This window comes from Rubidibacter lacunae KORDI 51-2 (genome assembly GCF_000473895.1).
Taxonomy (GTDB): Bacteria; Cyanobacteriota; Cyanobacteriia; order Cyanobacteriales; family Rubidibacteraceae; genus Rubidibacter; species Rubidibacter lacunae.
In genome coordinates, this window is the sequence record NZ_ASSJ01000040.1 from 35,716 (window position 1) to 56,825 (window position 21,110).

Below are 21,110 nucleotides of genomic sequence, written 5' to 3' on the forward strand. Positions count from 1 at the left end.
TTGCTCGGTCTAGGTTGCCGACTGTTCGGGTTCGGGGGCGACGGCGGGTGTCTCCGTCAGCGCGCCCTGGAATAAGCCCATCCCGTAGTCGTAGGGTCCATGGGTTACCACTGGCAGCACTGCCCAGTTTTCGATAGCTGGTGGCGATGCTGTCGTCCATTCCAGCGTCAGCGCTTGCCAAGGATTGTCGCCCGCCTTCTCACCGGCTATCCAGCTCCACACGCAATTAATGAAGAAGGGAATTACCGAAATGCCCAACAGCATCGCCCCATAGGTCGATAGGTGATTGAGCGCTTCAAACTGCGGGTCGTACATTGCTACGCGCCGGGGCATACCCTGGAGACCCATTTCGTGCATCGGAAGGAACGTTAGGTTCGTACCGACGAACGTCAATGCAAAATGCAGGTAGCCCAGCTTCTCGTTGAGCATCCGCCCGGTCATCTTTGGAAACCAGTGGTATATGCCTGAATAGATGCCGAAGACCGAGCCGCCGAAGAGAACGTAGTGGAAGTGCGCCACCACGTAGTAGGTATCGTGAACGTGGATATCGACCGGTGCCGTGCCCAAGGTCACGCCACTGAGACCGCCGAGAACGAACATGGCCAGCAGTCCGATCGCAAACAGCATGGCTGAGGTATAGCGGATTTTGCCTCCCCACAGAGTCGCCACCCAGCTGAAAATTTTCACGCCGGTCGGGACGGCTACGATGAGCGTCGAAATCGTGAAGAAAATCCGCATCCATGGCGGCGTGCCGCTAGTGAACATGTGGTGGACCCACACAAACAAGCCCACCAAGCAAATCATCAAGCTGGAGTAAGCGATCGCCTTATACCCGAAGATCGGCTTGCGGGCGTGAACTGGGATGACCTCGGACATGATGCCGAAGATCGGCAGAATCATCAGGTAAACAGCCGGGTGGGAATAGAACCAGAAGAGGTGCTGGTACATCACCACATCGCCGCCCGCAGCCGGATTGAAGAACGACGTCCCAAAGTTGATATCAAACAGCAGCAAGATCAAGCCAGCTGCCAGCACGGGTGTCGAAAACAGCGCGAGAATCGAGGTTGCTACGATCGCCCAGCAAAACAGCGGCAGCTCGTCCCATTTCAGGCTCGGTACGCGCATTTTGTAAATCGTGACCAGGAAGTTCACCGATCCCAAAATCGACGAGGTGCCTGCCAGCACGATGCTGAGAATCCACATCGATTGCGCGGTGTTTGCCGTCACCAAACTCAGTGGCGGATAGGACGTCCAGCCGGACTGCGCGCCGCCAAAAAAGAAGCTTCCTAAAAGCAGCGCACCCGAAGGTGGCACCAGCCAGAAGGCGATCGCGTTCAAGTTGGGAAAGGCCATGTCGCGCGCGCCGATTTGCAGCGGCACCAGGTAATTGCCGAATCCACCGATCGCGGCCGGAACGATCCACATGAAAATCATGATCGTTCCGTGGTTGGTCAAAAACGCGTTGTAAAGCTCCGGAGACAAGAAGTCGGAGTCGGCAGTAAACAGCTCGGCGCGCATCGCCATCGCCATCAAACCGCCGATCAGGTAAAAGGCAAACGAGGTGACCAAGTACTGAATGCCGATCACCTTGTGATCGATATTGAAGGTGAAATAGTGCCACCACTTCCAGACTGTATGTGGATGTGCCGATGCCTGAGGCGCGCTCTCCTGAGCGGGAAGCGAATCAAATGCTTGCGATTGTGCCATGATTGCAGTTTTTATCGGAGTCTTCGGGATTTTAGAGAGAGTCAGAAAAAGGAAACGAGGCATCGCGGTAGAGATCTCCTGTTTCCCTTCAGCAGGCGCGATCGCCCCATCCAATCAATTACGTCAGTGGGCGGCTTGGTGGTGTCCGACCAGTTGAGACAAAATGCCGTCGTCCATGCCTTGATCGCTAGCGTATGGGGCGAGGTAATCTGCAGCGCTCAGCGCGTTCGCGTCTACTGCGACTGCCGCCGGCTTTAGGTTGCTGGCGATGCGATTGTCTGCCAGCCATGTGGCATAGTCCTCTTCACTGTCGACCACGAGTTCGCTGCGCATTGCCCCGTGGTAGCTACCGCATAGTTCCGCGCAGACAATCGGATAGCGTCCGGTCTTAGTTGCTACAAACTGTAGCTGCGTGTCCTTACCGGGAATGGCATCTTGCTTGAGGCGGAACTGCGGTACCCAAAACGAATGGATGACGTCTTGCGCGTTCAAGTTCAGCTTGACGCGTTGGCCGATCGGGACGTGCAGTTCGCCAGTCATAATGCCATCGCTGGGGTACTCGAACAGCCACGCAAATTGCATTCCCGTCACGTTAACCACCACGTCTGGCACGCCCTGTTCGGAGGCCGACCCAAAACCGTACTCGATCTCGCGGCGGGCATCAGCTAGCTCGCGACCCACAAATCCCAAACCGGCCCCGACATCCTGGGCTGTTGCCATCGCGTTATCGCTAGGGACTTGCGCTACCTCCACGACCTGCTCGCCCGCTTCAAACGCCGGAGCGAAGCCGCCCATGTCACGGTAGACTTCTACGCTGTAGATGCCCAAGCCGATGACAATTACTGCCGGAATTGCCGTCCAGAAAGCTTCGAGAGGGAGGTTGCCTTTGATCGGCTCTGCATCGCTGTCATCATTGCGCCGCTTGCGGAATTTAAACATGGCAAAGACAATCGCGCCTTCCACGACGATGAAAAGCGCCGTCGCGATCGTAATCAGCACGTCGAAGAAGCGATCGACCAGCGGTGCCTGTTCCGATGCCTGCTCCGGCAACAAACCGTGGTTCTGGCCATACCAGAGGCTGATCAAGGTTACCGCTACCCCGGCTGTCAAGGTCCAAAGAGCAACGGGAACGGTTTCATTTTTTTGGTCCATGTCAGGAGCGTCTCTTGCAATGGCTGCGGCTGATCCTTCCGACTCTGCTGTCGGAACACCTTTACATTGTGTGAGCGCCTGCTAGAAGCGGCCGCTTTCTTAAAGACTTTTTAACCCCCTTTGTCAAGATGCTCTGGCCCGATCGCGATCGCCATCGGACAACAAAAAAAGAGACGGCATAAAAGCCGCCTCCGCATGAGTTATTGAACTCAAATCTTAGGCTTGGGTAGCCAGACGCTCTTTCACCGGAATATCAGCATATTCGGAGAGAATTTGGCGAAATTCGTCGCCGTCAATGGTTTCCTTCTCGATCAAAAGATCCACCAGGCGATCGACTGCCTCGCGATTGTCGCGAATGAACTGGCGGGCGTGTTGGTGACACGACTCAGCAATTTCGCGCACCTGTTTGTCAATGCGTGCGGCGATCTCCTCAGAGTATTCGGCACGGTTCATCAAGCCACTCCCGAGGAATACTTCGCCACCCTGACCCTCAAGCGACAGCGGTCCCAAAGCCGACATTCCGAAACGCGTCACCATCTGTCGAGCCATGCCCGTGAGCTGCTGCAAGTCGCCGCCAGCACCAGAGGTAACCTCTGCGTCGCCGAAGACTTCTTCCTCGGCCGCGCGCCCACCCAGCGCAGCGGTGATGCGTGCTTTGAGCTGCGCTCGCGAAACGAGCATTTGATCTTCCCCGGGAGTAAACCATGTCAGACCGCGCGCCTGACCGCGAGGAATCAGTGTCACCTTCTGCACGGGGTCGTGATGCTCCAGCAGCGTACCGATCAGGGCGTGCCCGACCTCATGGTAGGCAATCAGTCGCTTGCTCTTGCTGTCTACTAATGGGGTGCCTTCCATTCCCGCCACAACGCGGTCGACTGCGTCATCGATTTCGCGTAAGGTAATAGCTGGTTTGCGACGGCGGGCCGTCAAGATCGCGGCCTCATTGAGAAGATTGGAAAGGTCTGCACCCGTAAAACCGGGCGTGCGACGAGCGATACTCTCGATCGACACGTCTTCTGCCAGCTTTTTGTTGCGAGCGTGCACGTCGAGAATATCCAATCGACCTTTGTAATCGGGCGGATCTACTGAAACTTGACGATCGAAGCGACCCGGACGCAGTAACGCCGAATCCAATACGTCGGCGCGATTCGTTGCTGCGATGACGATGATACCTGTATTGCCCTCAAAACCGTCCATCTCAGTCAAGAGCTGATTGAGGGTTTGCTCGCGCTCGTCATTCCCACCGCCAATGCCAGCACCGCGCTGGCGTCCGACTGCATCGATCTCGTCAATAAAGATCAAGCAGGGTGCGTTCTCCTTGGCTTTCTTGAACAGATCGCGGACGCGCGAGGCACCCACGCCAACGAACATCTCTACGAACTCCGAACCAGAAATACTGAAGAACGGTACGCCAGCCTCACCCGCGATCGCTTTAGCTAAAAGGGTTTTGCCCGTTCCGGGGGGGCCTACAAGCAACACGCCTTTGGGAATACGCGCGCCCACCGCGGTAAAGCGTTCCGGTTGCTTGAGGAACGTCACTACCTCTTGCAGCTCCAGCTTGGCCTCTTCAATACCAGCAACGTCGTCGAACGTGACACCAGTTTTGGCTTCCATCAAGAAGCGTGCCTTCGACTTGCCGAAATTCATTGCCTGACCTGGACCGCCTGGGGCATTATTCGAGCGGCGGAACAGAAAGAAGAGCGCTGCAATTAACAGTACTGGGAAGATCAAGTTCCCTAAAAGACCCCAAAGAGCTCCGTTATTACCAGCGGGATGCGCTTCGATAGCGATGTCGGCATCGCGCATCTTTGCAATCAGCTCGGGCGCTCGCTGCGGCAAGTCCACACGTAGGCGCTGCAAACGGCCGTCGAGTTGCGGATCCGTCGCTTCGACAATCGCGGTACGACCGCCTTCATAAAGATCGACCTGGCGGACGCGACCGGCGTCGATGTATTCCAGGAACCGACCGTAACTCATCCGCGTGCTTGCCGAGTTGCCACCCGGACCGCTACTGGCCGTCGCGAATGCGCCCTGCCAGATGAAAAAACCAACGACCAGGAGGGGCAGCGTCCAAAGCAGAACGACTTTCCAGGAAAGTTTCATCAGCTAATGTTCTCTCGTTACAGGCAGTACAAAAACTAGAATGCATTGCGCTTGCGCCGCGCGATGGCGGTTCGCGCTTTAAGCGTTTTGGTCGTAATGTTTCAACTTTGTGCTTCCTATGGGGCGTTGCTCGCAGCCCGCACTTGCTGGGATAGCAGGAGTGTATGTCTAGCTTTCTTAACCGAATTTAACTTAGTGCACCGTTGAGGAGCAACGTGTCCTTAGGAGGAAATCCTCCCGCGCGCCGGATCGGTTCGCGATTGGATCTCCAACCTCCACCTCAGGAACAATGTGAAAAAACGAACCAGCTCGACGCCAGTAGGCGATGAGCTGGTTCGCGGGCGCGTGGCAGGGCTTGCTTGTCCGAAGTATTCCGAAATGAAAGATTCCGAAATCTAGTATGTCTCCACGTGCCAGCGATCTTGGGACTTCAATTGCTTGCGGAATGCAGACCATTCAACGCCGTGCTTCTGGGCTTCACCAGCAAACGCTTCATCGATGCCGTCTTCCATGCCCTTGAGCCCGCAGATGTAGGTGTGGGTCTTCTCGTCTTGCAGGAGATTCCACATTTCCTCAACGTGCTCCGCCACCCGATTCTGGATATACATCTTCTGACCGTCGGCAGTCTGCTGCTCGCGGCTGATGGCATAGGTCAGGCGGAAGTGGTCCGGGTACTCGGACTGCATGGCCTCGAGCTTGTCCTGGTACAAGATATTCGGCGTTTTGGGAATACCGAACACCAACCATGCAAAGCCGTTGAACTTGTAATCGTCGTGTTGCTCGACGAACATGCGGCGCAAGTAAGCGCGGAACGGTGCGATGCCCGTGCCTGTAGCCATCATGATAATTTTGGCCTCCGGGTCTTCCGGCAGCAGCATTTCCTTGCCAACCGGGCCGGTGATCTGCACGTCATCGCCATCGTTTAGCTCGCATAGGAAGCGGGAGCAGACACCGTAGACCGTTTCACCAGTTTCGGGGTGCTGGTAAACCAGTTCGCGCACGCACAAAGACACGGTTTGGTCGTCGAGGCGATCGCCGTGACGGGTAGAAGCAATCGAGTAAAGACGCAGTTTGTGGGACTTGCCTTTGTCGTCGCTGCCAGGCGGAATGATGCCGATACTTTGGCCTTCCAAATAGCGCAAATCACTGCCGGACACGTCGAACGTCAGGTGTCGCACGCGACCGATGCCGCCTTCGCCGACCAGTTCGCGGTTTTCGACGCACTTGCCAATCAGCGGCGTCTTTGGGCGATAGATATTAACCGGAATATCGGTTTTGGCTTTGGCTTGAGTCATGGGCTTGCTTGGCTTGCTGTCCTTTGATGACGGGGCTGGTGCACCCGCAACCGTACTTGCCTCAACTCGTTCCCGGTCGAACCGCTCGATGCTGACGATTTTGCCGCCCAGGCGAGCAATTCGCTGCATTTCTTCGTTCATCCGACCGTACGGCACTGTAAGGCGAACGGTCCCGCTCCGGCGAATCGGCACAGCCGACTGCTGGTTATTCGGGGTTTGCCGTAAGCCGACGACCTCAAACACGAAGAGGCGATCGCCAAAAGCCGTCTTACTATTGACAGCAGAGGCGGAGCTAAAACCGTAGGTCATTCGAAGTCTCCCAAAATTTAACCTAATGCCAAGCGACAAGCATCTGCCGCCTGTGGGAGTCGCAAAGCCGCCCCGCGGGGGTCTTGGCGACTCGATGTGTTTAGCTTTCTAGCCTACCATCGCAGCCACCATCAGCCCGGGTGCGGTCTGAGTTCGAGCGCTCGCTCGGGAACGTTTATTGAACCTACTCCGCCTGCGGACGAGCAGCTGTCAAGTCTGAAGCAATTTAAGAGCAATTTAAGGATTCGGACCGCTTGCACGAGTCTGAGGCTGCGGAATCGCAGCGCTTCATCAGCAGTCGTCCCCTGCGGAACGATTAATAACTCTATGTGCGGGATACGCCCTAAAACCACACAGTTGAAAGTTGGCAGCCAGACTTTGGCATGAGTTTCGCGTTTGTTACCATCGCCAGCATACCTGCTTGCGTTTAGGATGGGGTCAAACTAACCCTACTGACTGACACGATGCTTGCCGCCCTCGACTTGGACTTTCTGCGCATCAGGGCGATCGCGCTGAATGGCTTCCGCGAAGCTATTCGCGATCGCGTGTTGTACTTTATCGCCTTCTACGCGCTGCTCCTAGCGCTGGCGACGGCAACACTCAGATACCTATCTGGCGGCGCGCATGAGAAGATTTTGCTCGACTTTGGAGTGGGGGCAATGGCGCTGCTGAGCGCGGCGATTGCGATTTACGTCGGGACGGGGTTGATCAATAAAGAAATCGAGCGGCAAACGGTGCTGATGTTGTTGCCGAAGCCGCTGTCGCGAGCCGAGTTCGCGATTGGGAAACATGTGGGATTGACAGCGGTGCTGGCCGTGGCTGTGGCGGCAATGACGGTGCTTTATTTCGCGTTTCTGGGACTATCGGGTACGTCGTTTCCGCTCGGACCGCTGCTCCTGTCGTCATTATTTTTATTGCTCGAGCTGGCAATTGTCGTGGCGATCGCGCTAGTCTTTGGTGCGTTTACGACTTCGCTGATTGCGATGTTGCTGTCGTTTGGCGTTTACGTCATGGGACACTTCAGCAGCGACATCGTTGAGTTCGGGAAAATTGCAAACACGCGCGAGGCGATTTTCTTTACGCGCTTGCTATATCTGATTTTGCCCGATCTAGAGCGCTTCAATCTTCGCAACGACGCCGTTTATGGCATTTTGCCACCCGTGCCGGAATTATGCCAAAGCGTGCTATACGGTGGTTTTTATATTGTCATCGTGTTGGCGATCGCAACGTTCGCGTTCTCGCGCCGCCAGTTCTGAAGGTTCCGATGTTTGGTAGCGAACCTAAGAGGGGTTGGATCGGTCATGAAAGAGACACTGATTGATCTGTCTGCCATCAATTCCCCCTTCTGCAACTATCTAAAATCTCAAAACCCGGACGCAACTAACCTCAGTATCAAGCGCTTCAAGTGCGTTTAATCCAACCACGCCTTTTTGAAACCCTCGCTCAGGATAAACCCACGCTAGGGTTTGTGGGTTCTTCGTGCTAATCCGCCAAAACTAATTGAATCAGGGGGTTGAAGAGGCGATTGACGATGATGCGCGGATTGTGCAGGTAGCTTTTGAGGCGGCGCAGCTTGCTCTGACCGCAGCTCCCGCGATAAGGGGGTTAAGCGTGATGGCGGCGGTTTCTTCTCCGGCCTGCCGCCGTGCGACGAGCATCTAGCTACCGTTGGTGGGTGGGCAAGGTGAGATCGAGCTGCCAATTGACCCAGCCAGATATGGGGGGGGTGGAGGGGATGGGATTGGTTTTCCGGCCGCGTCGTCGCGTCGGAGCAATGTCTGACCTTGACGTTGCTAGCTTCCAGTCGAGGCTTTCACGAGCCCAATGCCTTGTTAAGGCAAAGACTTGCCCTGCTCGGCAGCCTCTTTAGGGCAATTCGAGAAATGCGCTGCAGAGCAATGCTTGGCACAACAACACGGGAATTGCAGCCGCCGATACGTCACAATCCGGCAATTTGTCGGGGCGCCCTTTTGTCAGTCACCAGCAAGCACGAATCCAGCAAGCACTAATAAGGTAATCGATCTTAAAGATGCCTCCTATTACCTAAAGTCCGAAGGCATCCTTGCGTGGATCGAACGTTTCCAAGCGGCGCAACTGCTCGTACAAGTCCCGTTCTTCAGCAGTCAGCTCTTGCGGCACGGCAATCTGGATTTCCACCAGTTGATCGCCGCGATCGCCATCTTCCGAAATATACCCCTTGTTCGCTAGCTTCAAGCGCTTGCCTGAGGCCACACCAGGCGGTATCGACATCTTGACCAAACCATCGAGTGTTGGCACTTCTACAGCACCGCCCAATACTGCTTCGCTGGGGGCAATCGGCACCTGACAGAATACGTCGATGCCGTCGAGCTCGAAAAATGGGTGCGGCTGGATGTCAATGTTCAAATATAAATCGCCGCCGAACAGCCCTTGCCCGCGCAGGCGCATCTGCTGGCCGCCGGTCATGCCTGGTGGCATATCGACTTCTAGCGATCGCCCGTCTTCGAGGCGAATGCGCTCGCGACCACCGCGGTAAGCTTTCTCCAGCGGTAGCGATAGGCGGGCTTCCACATCGCGCGCGCGCTCATGAGTTGTCGGACTGCCAGGCGCCCGAACTTTATAAGCCTTTTTCGTCGTTCCCGGTCGAAACGGATCGGTCTCGTCGACGGGAACCCGCCGCTGTTCCTCAGAGCGGGTATCTGAACGCACGCGAGTGCCACGCCGTCCCAACACCTGCTCGGTAAAGCGGTTGAAGTCGCCACCGTAAGGGCTGCTGCCGTTGGTGCGACTTTTACCATTACGCTGACCGTTAGTGCTTCTGCCGTTACGCCCGGCGCGCATGGGGCGGTTTTGCTGGTGCCAGTCCCGCAGGTCGTCGTACTGCTCGCGCTTGGTCGGGTCGCCGAGTACGTCGTAGGCTTCGACGATGTCCTTAAAGCGCTCTTCCGATGCTTTATCGCCCGGATTGAGATCGGGATGGTACTGACGTGCTAGCCGCCGGTACGCTGCCTTAATGTCGTTCGGCTTCACGTCCGGGGCCAAATTGAGAATCGCGTAATAATTGCGAAAGTTCTGCATCGTGGGTCGTACGGAGGGCAATCGCGCGTCTCTCGACTGTCACCTAAAGCCTAATCAAGTTAGATGCGCGCGGTGCGAGTGGCTGACAGCGCTTGGTCGGGAGTATCGATGGCTCGAATTCTCACTAGAACCAGTCGTCATCGGCTTCATCCCAGTCATTTTCGTATTCGTCATATGGTCGATAGCGGCGAGTGACGCGGCGGCGATCGTCGCCGACGCGATCGAGCGGGCGGCGAGCGGGTGGCGGTTGATACGGTGACGATGTCGGCGGGTAGTAATAGCGGTCGTCCTCGTCGCGATCGCCGCTAAAGGTTTTGCGGATGGCGCTAAAGAGGTTGTCGTCGTCCTCGTCGTCATACTGCAACTTGACTTCGCGTCCGAGTTCGTACAACGCGTCCTGCAAATCTGCTTGAGAGCGGTCGATGCTGCGTTCGTCATCGCGCTCCAATGCCTCGCGCAGATCGGCGATCGCAGTTTCCACGCGTCGGCGGTAGTAACTCGCAAACTGGTTGCCGAAGTCAAGCGCGACTTCTTTCAAGCGGCGTTGGGCGGCATCGGCTGCTGCTTCGGAACGGTTGCGCTTTTCGATGCGCTCTTTGCGTTCGCGATCGAGGCGGCTGTTTTCAGCTGCCTCTTGCAGCATCTGTTCCACTTCTCGCTCGTCGAGCCGCGATGCCCCCTGAATGGTCAGGCTTTGCTCGCGCCCCGTGGTTTTATCGACTGCCGTCACCTGCAGGATGCCGTTGGCATCGAGGTCGAAAGACACGGCTACTTGCGGCACGCCACGGGGGGCAGGGGGAATCCCTGTGAGCTTGAAGCGCCCGAGAGACTTGTTGTGGGTCGCCATCTCGCGTTCGCCTTGCAGGACGTGAACTTCCACCATCGTTTGGTTGTTCTCGCTCGTAGAGAACACGTCCGACCGCCGGACGGGAATCGTGGTGTTGCGCGGGATCAGCTTTTTCATCACACCGCCGATGGTCTCGATGCCGAAGGAGAGGGGCGTGACATCCAATAACAAGATGTCTTTGACTTCACCGGCCAGCACGCCAGCTTGCAAGGCCGCCCCAACAGCAACGACTTCGTCAGGGTTGACGTTTTGGTTGGGCTCAAGATTGATGAGGCTACCGACTAGGTCTTGCACCATCGGCATCCGCGTCGCGCCGCCCACGAGCACCACTTCGTCAATCTCCGACGGACGCAATCCCGCGTCCACCAGCGCGCGCTTCAGCGGGCGTCGCAGCCGCGCCATAAGGTCTTCGCACAACCCCTCGAAATGCGCGCGGGTTAGGCGCTGCTCCAAGTGTTTGGGTCCGTCCTCAGTAGCAGTAATAAAGGGCAAATCGATATCCGTTGCTGAGACGGCCGAGAGCTCGATCTTGGCTTTCTCAGCCGCCTCGGTCAGTCGCTGCAGTGACTGGCGCGATCGCCGCAGGTCCACGCCCTCGGAGGCGAGGAACTCCTCAGCCAGCCAATCGACGATGCGGCGATCGAAATCGTTACCGCCGAGTTGCGTGTCGCCGCTCGTAGCGCGCACTTCAAAGACCCCGTCGCCGACTTCCATGACCGATACGTCAAAGGTACCGCCACCGAGGTCGAACACCAGAACCGTGGCATTCTCTTCTCGGTCAAGGCCATAAGCCAGCGCAGCCGCCGTGGGTTCGTTGAGAATCCGTAGCACCTCCAACCCGGCAATGCGTCCGGCATCGCGCGTGGCTTGACGCTGGGAGTCATTGAAATACGCAGGTACCGTAATCACCGCACCCGTCACGGGTTCGCCGAGGAAGCGGGTAGCGTCGTCGGCGAGCTTCTGCAAAATGCGGGCGGAGATCTCCTCGGGCGCGAAGTTTTTTTTCTGGCGCGGGCAGTGCACGCGGACGTAACCGTTCTCGTCGCGGCGAATGGTGTAGGGAACGCGCTTGGCAGTGGCATCGAGTTCGTCGTAGTTGCGGCCGATGAAACGTTTAATGCCAAAAAACGTGTTGTGCGGGTCGGAAATTGACTGGCGGCGAGCCATTTGTCCGACTAACAACTCGCCGTCCTTGTTGTAGCCCACTACGGACGGGGTGGTCCGCATTCCTTCAGCGTTGGCAATGACCGTCGCCCGCCCGCCTTCGGTGACGGCGACCACTGAGTTGGTCGTTCCCAGGTCGATGCCGACTACTCTACCCATGCGTGCCCTTGGTGCTCCCTGATGTTTCGCGCGCCCGCTCGGGCGCAAAGCCGTTTGCCGCCAGCGATCGCGCTCCTGTTTGGGGAATTGTACTGGCTACGGTCATTCTATCGAAGTCGCGATTGCCGCCCCCCACGACGACGCGCGCGAGAACGTATGATGCAACACCTGTCAACGGCTGCAAGCCGGACGTACACTGGGTAGAGTCGCGGCTCGCGCCGCAATGCCCCGACACCACACCTTGGCGGCTCCGGGAGCACCGTGCAGTTTCACATACAGCCGGACAGCGAGATTCCTGCGTCGAAGCAACTCTTCGACCAAATCCAGTTTGCGATCGCCTCGCGGCAGTTCCCACCGGGTCACCGACTGCCGAGTACGCGCCAGCTTGCAACGATCACGGGGTTGCATCGCAACACGATCAGTAAAATCTACCGCCAGCTCGAAGAAACCGGACTGGTAGCGTCTCATGCCGGCTCGGGCATTTACGTGCGCGCGCAGGGACATGAGGGTGGTGCGGAACGCCCATCGCCGGTGTTGGAGCAATTCCCTGACGCCTTCGAACTGGTCCAGACTAGTATCGACCAGATGCTTGCGCGTGGCTGTTCGCTACGGCAAGTTCGTAGGTTGTTTTTAACCGAGATCGAATGGCGTTTGCGCTGTTCTGCGCGGGTCTTGGTAACGGTGCCGCGCAGCGACCTCGGGGCAGGGGAATTGATGCTGCAAGATCTTGCGCCGTCCTTAGGCGTACCGGTAGAACTAGTGCCAATGGAAGAATTGGCAAGGGTCTTGGAAGAGACGGACTCGGCGACAGTGGTCACTAGCCGCTATTTTATCGGTCAAGCCGAAGCGATCGCCGTACCGCTTTCTGTGCGGGCCATTCCGGTGGATATCCACGATTACGCCGAGGAAATCGCGACAATTGCTCAGTTGCCGCAGCACAGTCGCCTGGGGATTGTCAGCATCAGCTCGGGATTTCTGCGTCCGGCCGAGCGCATTATTCACAGCCTGCGCGGGGATGACTTGCTTGTGATGACCGCCCAGGCCAGCGATGCTTACAAACTCAATGCCCTCGTACGGACGGCACGGACGATTGTCTGCGATCGTGCCAGCTATGCGCGGGTTCGACAGGCGATCGAGTCGGCACGCGAAGATTTAATTCGCCCGCCCGAAATTATGTGTAGCGAAAGCTATATCGGTCAAAAATCGATCGATACGCTCAAGCGAGAGTTGGGATTGGGGGAAAAGCTGAGAGAGGAATCGCAGCCAACAGATGAATCACAGCTGCACTTGGGTTAATTAGGGTTTGCTGAAAAAGTCCACAAAACGAATTTAGGAGGCAGAGAGCTTATGGAATCTGGCTTTTACTATCTAGCCCCAGCTTTTTGCCTCGGATTCTCGGCCCAATTGCAAGGGTTTTGAGGCTCTGGTGCCTATAACCTTGCACTTGTCTGGCATAGAAAACGCTGAGATCCTTTCATTACAGGGGTTCCAGCCTTTTTCAGCAAGCCCTAATTAATTGTGCTTATATCGCGCGCGATTTAGTTGAACCGGGTCGCGTGTTGAATAGGCTTGCACGAAGCCGCTGAAGGGTCGGCGAGGACATCCCAAACCCGAGCCGATCTCAGATCTGCGAATCTGCGAAATTAAATTTCTTAAGTGAATCTTCAGATAACTAGGGTTTGCCGAAAAAGTCCAGGAAACGAATTTAGGAGGCAGAGAGCTTATGGAATCAAGCTTTTACCATCTAGCTCCAGCTTTTTGCCTCGGATTCTCGGCCATATTGCAAGGGGTTTGAGGCTCTGGTGCCTATAAATTTGCACTTTATCTGGCGTAGAAAACGCTGAGATCCTTTCATTGCAGGGATTTCAGCCTTTTTCAGCAAGCCCTAACTATCCTGCAGGCATTGCTGCAATCTGACTCTGATAGTGTTCTGGCGGATTTGGTATGGCAACGGAAGGGAGTATCTGAACAACTTCCTGATCCTGAATGGAAGTCTCGATGCACGTACTTTTTCGGGCTTGAAAGGTTCGCGCCAGCTCCACAACTGCTAGATACCGCTGCATTGGGATGTCCATCCACCTCTGGAGCGTCTACTGGCGCGCACCGCTTCGGGTCCATTGCTGCGAAGGGCAGCGTGCAACCTGCGTGGGGAGACGCGCTCCTCATAGCAAAGGAGCTGCTCTTAACAAAAGAATACACAAAGTGCCCGGGTGATTTGCTCGGGCACAGTTGCTACGAGTGGGCTGCCGCTGAGGTCGCGCCAGGTCGTTGCGTCTAGCGGATGTACTCTTTGAGGATGCTGTTGCGGTTGGGGTGGCGCAGCTTGCGGAGGGCTTTGGCTTCAATCTGACGGATGCGTTCGCGCGTCACGTTGAAAATTTGTCCGATTTCTTCAAGGGTTTTCATGCGACCGTCCTCAAGACCGTAACGCAGGCGCAGAACGTCTCGCTCGCGGGGGCTGAGGGTATCGAGTACGTCTTCAAGATCTTCGCGCAGCAAGTTCTTCGAAACCTCGTCCTCAGGCGTTTCGCCGTCGGCTTCGATGAAATCTCCCAACCGCGAGTCCTCTTCCTTGCCGATCGGCGTTTCCAGGGAAATCGGGAGCTGCGCGGACTTAGCAATGAAGCGCAGCTTCTCGATGGTCATTTCCATGCGCTCGGCAATCTCTTCCTCAGTCGGCTTGCGACCCATCTCCTGAGACAGGATTTTGGTTGTCTTCTTAATACGCGAAATTGTTTCGTACAAATGGACCGGCAGGCGGATGGTTCGCGATTGATCGGCGATCGCGCGAGTAATGGCTTGGCGTATCCACCACGTGGCATAGGTGGAGAACTTATAGCCTTTCTCGTGATCGAACTTCTCGGCAGCGCGAATCAGACCGAGCGAGCCCTCCTGAATCAAATCTTGGAACGACAGCCCTCGATTCATGTACTTCTTGGCGATCGACACCACGAGGCGGAGGTTCGACTGCACCATCTTTTCCTTCGCGCGCCGCCCGACGAGCAACTTGCTGCGAAACTCCCGCAGCGGCATCAATGCGGCCTCAGCCCACTCCCGATCGCTGGGTTCGCGTTCGAGGGTTTCCATCATGTCGGCACGAACGCGTTCGAGCTCGAGGAGTTCGGCAATCTTCCGCGCGAGCTCGATTTCTTCATCGGCACGCAGCAGCCGAATGCGACCGATTTCTTGCAGGTAAAGGCGGATTGAATCCTCGGTGTAGGATTTTTTCTTGGCTTGATCGCGGCGACCGGTTGCGGCGCGCGTTGCTTTGGCGCGGGTCGCGGAGCTAGTATCGCCTGCATCGGAGTGGTCGCTACCGGAATCGTCCGCCTCTTGGTCGATCAGGAGTTCCAACTCGGTCGTCGGCTGATCCATAGTGAGTACGTCCTTTACCTGCGTCATGCCGTTTTCCTCTTAGCTCCTTCTGTGCGAGACCAATGGGTGGGGGGAAGGGCGATCGCTGCTGCAACGGTCCGCACTAAAACAGTACTTTTCCTACAACACTGATGCCCCGGCGCGCGCGCCCTCAGTGCCGACTTGCAACAACAGTTCGCACCCGCTTCGGGGGCAAGGTCTGGGGGCACTCTCAGCGAGAACCCATCCGATTGTAGCTTCTTAAATCCAATTAGTTTGCGAACGTGCAATTGCGGTGAAAATCATTCATACGAATTCTAGGGTTGGTGCGTGCGCGATTGCTCCTCAGTCCGACTCAACCTGCTACTGTGTCTTCGCTCGTTTCTGCCCATTGCCTTCACGCAGACGCGCGGTGCCGAATCTGGCAGGGGAGCGATGCAGTTGCTCTTCTTGGCTTGCCTCAATACTAAGCTAGAGTTGCAAAAATGCTGCAATTCCAGAACGTCCCAATTGTAATTAAGACCGTCTTCACGAGGGTGGTTGAAACGCGAGCATATCATCACGAGCTGGCTCACCGCTAACAGTAAGATTGGCACGTTTTGTTGCGCACAGGTTGTCGCTTGCAGCGCTCAAAAATCGGCAAGTGTGGTGAAGGAGAAGCCGCGCGCTCGGAGTGCCGGAATGAGGGCGGACACAGTTGCTGCAATGTCTTGACCGCCACAGACGCCGTCGTGCAAGACCACGATCGCGCCGTTACAGGCGCGCAGAAGTACTCGCTGGCAGACGCGATCGCAACCCGGTCGCTCCCAATCTTCAGGGACGACCGTCCACATTACCGGACGATAATGCCAGGCACGCAACAATCTTAAGGTTTGAGGAAGGAATAAGCTATTGGGCGGGCGCACGTCGCGCAGCTGATTATCGTTGAGCTGCGGACAAGCGGCGACAATTGCCGCGCGCGTGGCGTCCAGACTCTGACGGAGCTGTACGGAATTTAAGCGGATAAAGGCGCGGTGTGTGTCGCCATGCAGTCCGATCCAATGACCGCGATCGCTAACAGCGCGGGCGACGTGGGGAGCCCGGCGCACGCAAGCGCCCAGCCAGATGAAACTTGCCGGAACGCAATAACGATCGAGGACGGCAAGCAGTTGTGGCGTGTAAATGGGATGGGGCCCGTCATCGAACGTCAGCGCGATGATAGGACGATCGTTCGGACCGCGCCACAGACAGTGGGGAAAGCTGGGAGCAAGCAGACGATAAAGCCAAGGATAGAGCGGGGCGAGTTGCACGGCAGAATCGGGAGTAAATCGCTCATCCGCAATCAATCGTCACGCGCCAGCGATGCTAGCAAGGCGTACGAACCTGACTTTTCAGGCTCCCTATCCGTCGCCATCGCGCCTGCCAGGTGTCGAATCGACGCGGCCACAATCGTCCGCTTAGCAGTGCAAAAGGTCCTTTCAAGGAGCCAAGTATAGCGCGGGTGCTTCTCTCCATATAATGCACGCGCAAGCTAAGCACCCATTCCAGAGTAGTGTCGCAAGCCTCGCCGCCACAGCCAGCGGTTGAGAATCAACAACAGCGCACACCACGCGATCATCGCGCCGATGCCACGAACGAGATCGACTGGCAGCCCGATGAGGTAAGCGGCGGGTAGGTGTAGTACGTAAGGAAAAGGCGTCCAATGTGCGATCGCGCGGACGAGCGGCGGATAAACTTCCAGCGGTGCGAGCCCGCCAGACAGAAATAAGTAGAACAAGAAAAAGAAATCTTGGAGGGCGCTGGCGCGCTCGGTCCAGAATGCCAGCATTGCTAGCGTGTACTGCAGCAAAAAGCGAAGTGTGAAGGCGAGCGCGACGATGCCCAGGAACCCCAACACCTTCAGCGTGCCAGGCCACCACGCTGCTTGGGGGTACAGCCAGCAGAATAAGACAATCAGCGCCAACCAAAACGGGAGGCGCGCGAAGCGCTCGGCAATGTGACTGGAGATATATACCCAGAACGGATCGAGAGGCTGGAGCAGCCGGAAGGACAGTCGACCCTGGACGACCTCGCGTTCGAATTCCCAAATGACCCAAACGATGGTGAGCTGTCGGACGATAAACACGCTGAGGAAATAGCGTGCGAAATGCTGCGCGTCGAGCGGGAAGCGACCGCTAGTGGCAGCTTGCGTCCAAACACCGAGCATGACGATCGGCAGCGAGTTCGACAGTACCCAGAACCACAGCTCTGCACGGTACTCGAGCATGTAGGCGTAGTAGGTCGTCAGTAGGGCGCGGGCCTTGCGGAAGATAGCAAGAAAAAACGCGGGCATAGGGAGGCAGGGTTGGCGCAATCGCTCAGCTATCCCGAGCTTACCGCGGAGCGCCAATCAAGATTGCTCTTTGCCGTCAAACCTCAGCAAAGTTGGTGGGGTCTTGGTCCCGCCGGTGGTGGATGGGAATGGGTGGACCTTGGCGATCGCCGGCGAGGGCAGCCGTTGCTTCTAGGGCAGCCCGCAGGCGTTTGGCGGCATGGACGGACATATCACGAGGCACGCTGATACGATCTCGTAAATAGCGCAGGGCAATATCCGAGCCTGCGGGCGGGCGACAGGGAACCTCGGCAATCAGGTAGGTTAGCGCACAGCGAAGGGCTTCATCCACGATCGCGTCGGTGGCAGGATTGACGCGAATGAGGTTGGCGCGATGTTTGAGCACCCTCGACAGGGCTTCTTGGCGTGAGGTGGCAGGTTCGGGATAGGTTGCATCCGGAAGACCGAACCAAGGCCCGCGATCCACCTGTTGCATGTTCGCGATCGCAGCGGGCTCGCCGTTTCCATAACAGCCTCCCATTTGCGGCGGGAGGTCGTGGGCGTGGGTATGAAAGTCGCTTTGGGTCCCGCGATAGGTGGGGCGGCTTTCCATCGCATCAAACCAAACTCCGAGGGCGGGATTCGCCTCCCTTAGGGAATAGCCTTTGTAGTAGTACAGGCTCGCGTTCATGCGCTCCACGTAAGGGGCAAAAATGACATCGACGATGCCAAACTCCTCAAGGAAATAAGGACCGGGGGTTTGCTGCAGGGCTGCTTCTACCTGCTCGACGACAACAGTAAATTGGTCGCGGTTGGCGCGTTCCGCTCGGGGCGATCGCGTTGGACGACACAACCAGGAGCACCAGGCACGGAACAGCTCGCGCTCGAGGCGTCGCAGGACCAAGACATCGCTGTCTAAAATACTGCGACTCAGGGGATGAAATGCTTCTTCGAGGGCTAGCAAGATTTCGTCGCTTTCGGTGACGAGGCGATTGTCTAGTTGCAAGGCGGGCAGCATTCCCGAGGGGACCTTGCGTTTGTACCACGCCTCCTTTTTGCCGTAGCAAAACATCGTCACCTTTTCGATGCGATAGGGAATTTGCTGTTCTTCTAGCCAGAGCCAGACCTTCTGGCAGTAGGGACACCAAGCATGGCGATCTCGATAAAGAGTCACCCGGATACCCTTTTCAGGAGCGCCAAAGGGTCGGAGACAGGACTGGGAATTGGTAGCCCCATTGACGGGATCGAGTTGGTAGCTGGTTCGGGCTTCTAGGTCGGCCCAAGAAAGAGGCAAATTGCTCATAAAAGGGAGCGAGCGTTGACGCTACAGATCCTCCGAGATTTAAAGGTAGCCGAAAAAACTGGAGGACGAGGACCTACATGTGCTGAGTCAAGGGCAATCGGCATGCCAGCGGGCGGCCCGATTGAATATCAAACCCCCTTCGCACCAACATCCGTGGCAGTCCTGCACGTCGAGGTTGGAACAGGTGCAGACCCCGCGCTTAGCCGCGCTCCCAAACCAGCACGAGCATCTCCCTTCAGGTTGACCCAAAAGTTGAACTCGAGACGATCGCGGACAAACAGCAGTGCCGTTTTGGGAGTACTGTCAAAATCCGCGAAGGATTCCTGTCCCAAGAAATTGGTTTTAATTGATGTGTATTGAAGGTTTTCGATTGGGGGTCAATCAAAAAAACATCTGCTTGATTTGGGATCGAAGATTTTCTCTTAGTAGTTGATTTGATTTGGCCGACTATTGATTTGGTATTTGTTGATGAAAACCAGTATGCCTTCAACTGATCGCTCGCTCTGAATAGAAGGCAACTTTCGATGGAGGAAGGGACGCTAGCTCCATTGGCGTCGGTTCGGGGGGCGAATGCTTCATGCCGCTCAATCTGCTTGCCAGATGTGCCAGGGATAGGGGTAGCGACCGGTGTCGGGGTTGAACCAGTCGGATTGCAGTTGTCGATTGGCCTCGCTGGCGATCGCGCTGTCGACGAGTGTTTTCCAGGCGGGGTCGTCCTGAGGCAGGATGCAGCCGTACATTTCGGTAGTCATCGGTTGCGAAGGGGCAAGTACGAAGTCAAATTCGCCATGTTCGGGTCGACGGGTTTCACCGGTGAGCAAGATACCGTCGCTGGCAATCGCGCGAATGTCATGGCGAATGAGTAGCTCCATAGCTTCCGGGCGGTTGCTGACGGGGTGCCAATTAGCACCGGGGTAAACTTGGCGGATAGTTCTATCGGTAGTGGTTCCTGGAATGTATGCGATCGAGACACCGGTCAAGGTGCCTTGGAAGTCGAACGAGTCGATGTTTTCTGTCAGCAGTAAAAACTGCGTACCGGTTACGAAAAACGGGACCGAGAAGTTGGTAAATTCCAAGCGTGGGGCGGTGATGCTGGTAGCACCGCAGACAATCGCGAGTTCGCCGCTGCGCACCCGCTTGAAACGATCGGCAACTGTCACGAGTTCGAGCTGGAGCTGGATGGGGCGGTCGATGCGACGTTCGAGGCGATCGCGGATTAGGTTTAACAGGTCAAGAGAATAACCGCTCCAGGTGCCGTCGGCTTCGAGATATCCGAAGGGGACAGCTGCTTGCCGCGCGCCGGCGTTGAGGACGCCGGTCTTCAGTACGCGATCGAGGACGGTGCCGGCTGCAGCCGGCTGCACGATTGCCGTGCTGATACCCAGTCCGAGTAGCCCCAAAACCAAGAGCTTCCTAGCTAGCGCGACTGGCGTTAACGAGACGATCGCCGAGCGGGGGGAGCAATTCGGGACAGTAGGCACGTGGTTCGGGTATTCGGACATCGTTGACAGCACTTTGCAAGGTTTCGGAAGATTCTATGCACCTAATTTAGCGGTCAATTCAGTTGTGATTCGAGGCGAGAGACTACCGTATTGTGTTTCGATCGCGCGAGTGCAAACTGTTTCGGTATGCACAGTGTCGCCAACGATTGTTCCCCAAGCCGAATAACCGCATTAACTTGAGGGGACTTCAAATAACTTGCTCAAGATCGAAGGTCGGCACGGCAGCAAGAGCATTTCAGCCGCCGGTACGCTACAATCCAGCAAATTTTCGAGGTGCCCCTGAAGTTGAACGCATTGAGTATTGCGGGGATTTAAACCAATAAATGTGTACTACATTATCTTATGCGCTACCCACCAGGGGAGGGCAATGTAATATGGGAAGGCCGGACTGAGAGAGGACAGACCGAGGGTGCCTGCCGGGATTTTCAAGATTTTCCGGGATTTTCAAGATTTTTGAGTTAGCGGGTAAACCTCGATCCAAAAACAATCGGGATGCTCGATGGCAAATCGAGCCAGGGCTGCCTTCCAATGGTGAATCGGCCTTGCCCATTTCTAGGCGATATTCTTCATTGCCAGGGAGAGCAATTTAAACGCCACCTCCACTGATGGAAACAACTCCTTCGTCTTTAGCCCCTTCCGCAGCGATGGTTCAGCGACCCAGTTGCATTCGACTTGTAGATGTGACCCGACGAATCTCCTCGGAATCGTCAAAAAACTGCGCCACATGCTCCTGATGTTGCACGAACACGGGATGGTTTCCCACAAATCGGAAGCTCGCAGTGGCGCAATTTCTGCCGCGATTTCTCACCGATAGCCTGAGCATTGCCTCCGATTTCGATTACCACAGGCACTTGTGCTTCAGGCTCGT

Annotated in this window: 14 protein-coding genes; 2 read left to right on the forward strand and 12 right to left on the reverse strand. The window is 56.4% G+C overall.

Annotated features, from left to right (window positions below; genetic code table 11):
• Positions 1-9 precede the first annotated feature (9 nt).
• The 4 genes from ctaD to petH all read right to left on the reverse strand — a co-directional run bounded on the left by ctaD (position 10) and on the right by petH (position 6,566).
• On the reverse strand, positions 10-1,707 hold the full coding sequence (ctaD, locus tag KR51_RS06795; RefSeq protein WP_022606190.1) for a cytochrome c oxidase subunit I: 1,698 nt from the start codon (positions 1,705-1,707) through the stop codon (positions 10-12).
• Between the two features lie 123 nt (positions 1,708-1,830).
• Positions 1,831-2,859 carry a cytochrome c oxidase subunit II gene (locus KR51_RS06800; RefSeq protein ID WP_022606192.1) on the reverse strand — a complete coding sequence of 343 codons (1,029 nt, stop codon included), beginning with the start codon at positions 2,857-2,859 and terminating at the stop codon, positions 1,831-1,833.
• 216 nt (positions 2,860-3,075) lie between these two features.
• Positions 3,076-4,962, reverse strand: a complete 1,887-nt coding sequence (gene ftsH2, locus KR51_RS06805; RefSeq protein WP_022606194.1) for an ATP-dependent zinc metalloprotease FtsH2 — start codon at positions 4,960-4,962, stop codon at positions 3,076-3,078.
• Between the two features lie 395 nt (positions 4,963-5,357).
• Positions 5,358-6,566, reverse strand: a complete 1,209-nt coding sequence (gene petH / locus KR51_RS06810) for a ferredoxin--NADP reductase (RefSeq protein ID WP_022606197.1) — start codon at positions 6,564-6,566, stop codon at positions 5,358-5,360.
• A gap of 464 nt (positions 6,567-7,030) precedes the next feature.
• On the opposite strand from petH, the gene KR51_RS06815 reads away from it, so the two are divergent.
• Complete coding sequence (locus KR51_RS06815) at positions 7,031-7,822, forward strand: ABC transporter permease (protein ID WP_022606199.1); 792 nt, start codon at positions 7,031-7,033, stop codon at positions 7,820-7,822.
• A gap of 787 nt (positions 7,823-8,609) precedes the next feature.
• On the opposite strand, the gene KR51_RS06820 is transcribed toward KR51_RS06815, so the two are convergent.
• The 3 genes from KR51_RS06820 to KR51_RS06830 form a co-directional block, all read right to left on the reverse strand.
• Complete coding sequence (locus KR51_RS06820; RefSeq protein ID WP_022606203.1) at positions 8,610-9,623, reverse strand: DnaJ C-terminal domain-containing protein; 1,014 nt, start codon at positions 9,621-9,623, stop codon at positions 8,610-8,612.
• Between the two features lie 124 nt (positions 9,624-9,747).
• A complete protein-coding gene (dnaK, locus tag KR51_RS06825) occupies positions 9,748-11,793 on the reverse strand; it encodes a molecular chaperone DnaK (RefSeq protein ID WP_022606206.1) in 2,046 nt (681 codons plus the stop codon).
• A complete protein-coding gene (locus KR51_RS06830) occupies positions 11,786-12,028 on the reverse strand; it encodes a hypothetical protein (protein ID WP_198016716.1) in 243 nt (80 codons plus the stop codon). Before KR51_RS06830 ends, dnaK begins: the two co-directional genes overlap by 8 nt.
• A 26-nt stretch (positions 12,029-12,054) precedes the next feature.
• Between KR51_RS06830 and KR51_RS06835 the strand changes: the two genes are divergently transcribed.
• Positions 12,055-13,089 (forward strand): GntR family transcriptional regulator, encoded by a 1,035-nt coding sequence (locus KR51_RS06835; RefSeq protein ID WP_022606211.1) that lies wholly within the window; start codon positions 12,055-12,057, stop codon positions 13,087-13,089.
• Positions 13,090-14,067: 978 nt separating this feature from the next.
• On the opposite strand, the gene rpoD is transcribed toward KR51_RS06835, so the two are convergent.
• The 5 genes from rpoD to KR51_RS06860 all read right to left on the reverse strand — a co-directional run bounded on the left by rpoD (position 14,068) and on the right by KR51_RS06860 (position 20,242).
• Entirely contained in the window at positions 14,068-15,195 is a 1,128-nt protein-coding gene (gene rpoD, locus KR51_RS06840) for an RNA polymerase sigma factor RpoD (protein ID WP_022606213.1), read from the reverse strand.
• A gap of 581 nt (positions 15,196-15,776) precedes the next feature.
• Positions 15,777-16,436, reverse strand: a complete 660-nt coding sequence (locus tag KR51_RS06845; protein WP_022606215.1) for a polysaccharide deacetylase family protein — start codon at positions 16,434-16,436, stop codon at positions 15,777-15,779.
• Between the two features lie 221 nt (positions 16,437-16,657).
• A complete protein-coding gene (locus tag KR51_RS06850) occupies positions 16,658-17,458 on the reverse strand; it encodes an ABC transporter permease (RefSeq protein WP_022606217.1) in 801 nt (266 codons plus the stop codon).
• 76 nt (positions 17,459-17,534) lie between these two features.
• On the reverse strand, positions 17,535-18,740 hold the full coding sequence (locus KR51_RS06855; RefSeq protein ID WP_022606219.1) for a glutathione S-transferase family protein: 1,206 nt from the start codon (positions 18,738-18,740) through the stop codon (positions 17,535-17,537).
• A gap of 584 nt (positions 18,741-19,324) precedes the next feature.
• A complete protein-coding gene (locus KR51_RS06860; RefSeq protein ID WP_022606221.1) occupies positions 19,325-20,242 on the reverse strand; it encodes an amino acid ABC transporter substrate-binding protein in 918 nt (305 codons plus the stop codon).
• Between the last annotated feature and the right edge of the window lie 868 nt (positions 20,243-21,110).

Excerpts from the sequence above, each read along its gene's own strand:
- KR51_RS06850 (WP_022606217.1), bottom strand. The coding sequence starts at position 17,458 with ATGCCCGCGTTTTTTCTTGCTATCTTCCGCAAGGCCCGCGCCCTACTG.
- KR51_RS06800 (WP_022606192.1), bottom strand. The coding sequence starts at position 2,859 with ATGGACCAAAAAAATGAAACCGTTCCCGTTGCTCTTTGGACCTTGACA.
- ctaD (WP_022606190.1), bottom strand. The coding sequence starts at position 1,707 with ATGGCACAATCGCAAGCATTTGATTCGCTTCCCGCTCAGGAGAGCGCG.
- KR51_RS06820 (WP_022606203.1), bottom strand. The coding sequence starts at position 9,623 with ATGCAGAACTTTCGCAATTATTACGCGATTCTCAATTTGGCCCCGGAC.
- dnaK (WP_022606206.1), bottom strand. The coding sequence starts at position 11,793 with ATGGGTAGAGTAGTCGGCATCGACCTGGGAACGACCAACTCAGTGGTC.
- petH (WP_022606197.1), bottom strand. The coding sequence starts at position 6,566 with ATGACCTACGGTTTTAGCTCCGCCTCTGCTGTCAATAGTAAGACGGCT.
- KR51_RS06815 (WP_022606199.1), top strand. The coding sequence starts at position 7,031 with ATGCTTGCCGCCCTCGACTTGGACTTTCTGCGCATCAGGGCGATCGCG.
- KR51_RS06860 (WP_022606221.1), bottom strand. The coding sequence starts at position 20,242 with ATGTCCGAATACCCGAACCACGTGCCTACTGTCCCGAATTGCTCCCCC.
- rpoD (WP_022606213.1), bottom strand. The coding sequence starts at position 15,195 with ATGACGCAGGTAAAGGACGTACTCACTATGGATCAGCCGACGACCGAG.
- ftsH2 (WP_022606194.1), bottom strand. The coding sequence starts at position 4,962 with ATGAAACTTTCCTGGAAAGTCGTTCTGCTTTGGACGCTGCCCCTCCTG.
- KR51_RS06855 (WP_022606219.1), bottom strand. The coding sequence starts at position 18,740 with ATGAGCAATTTGCCTCTTTCTTGGGCCGACCTAGAAGCCCGAACCAGC.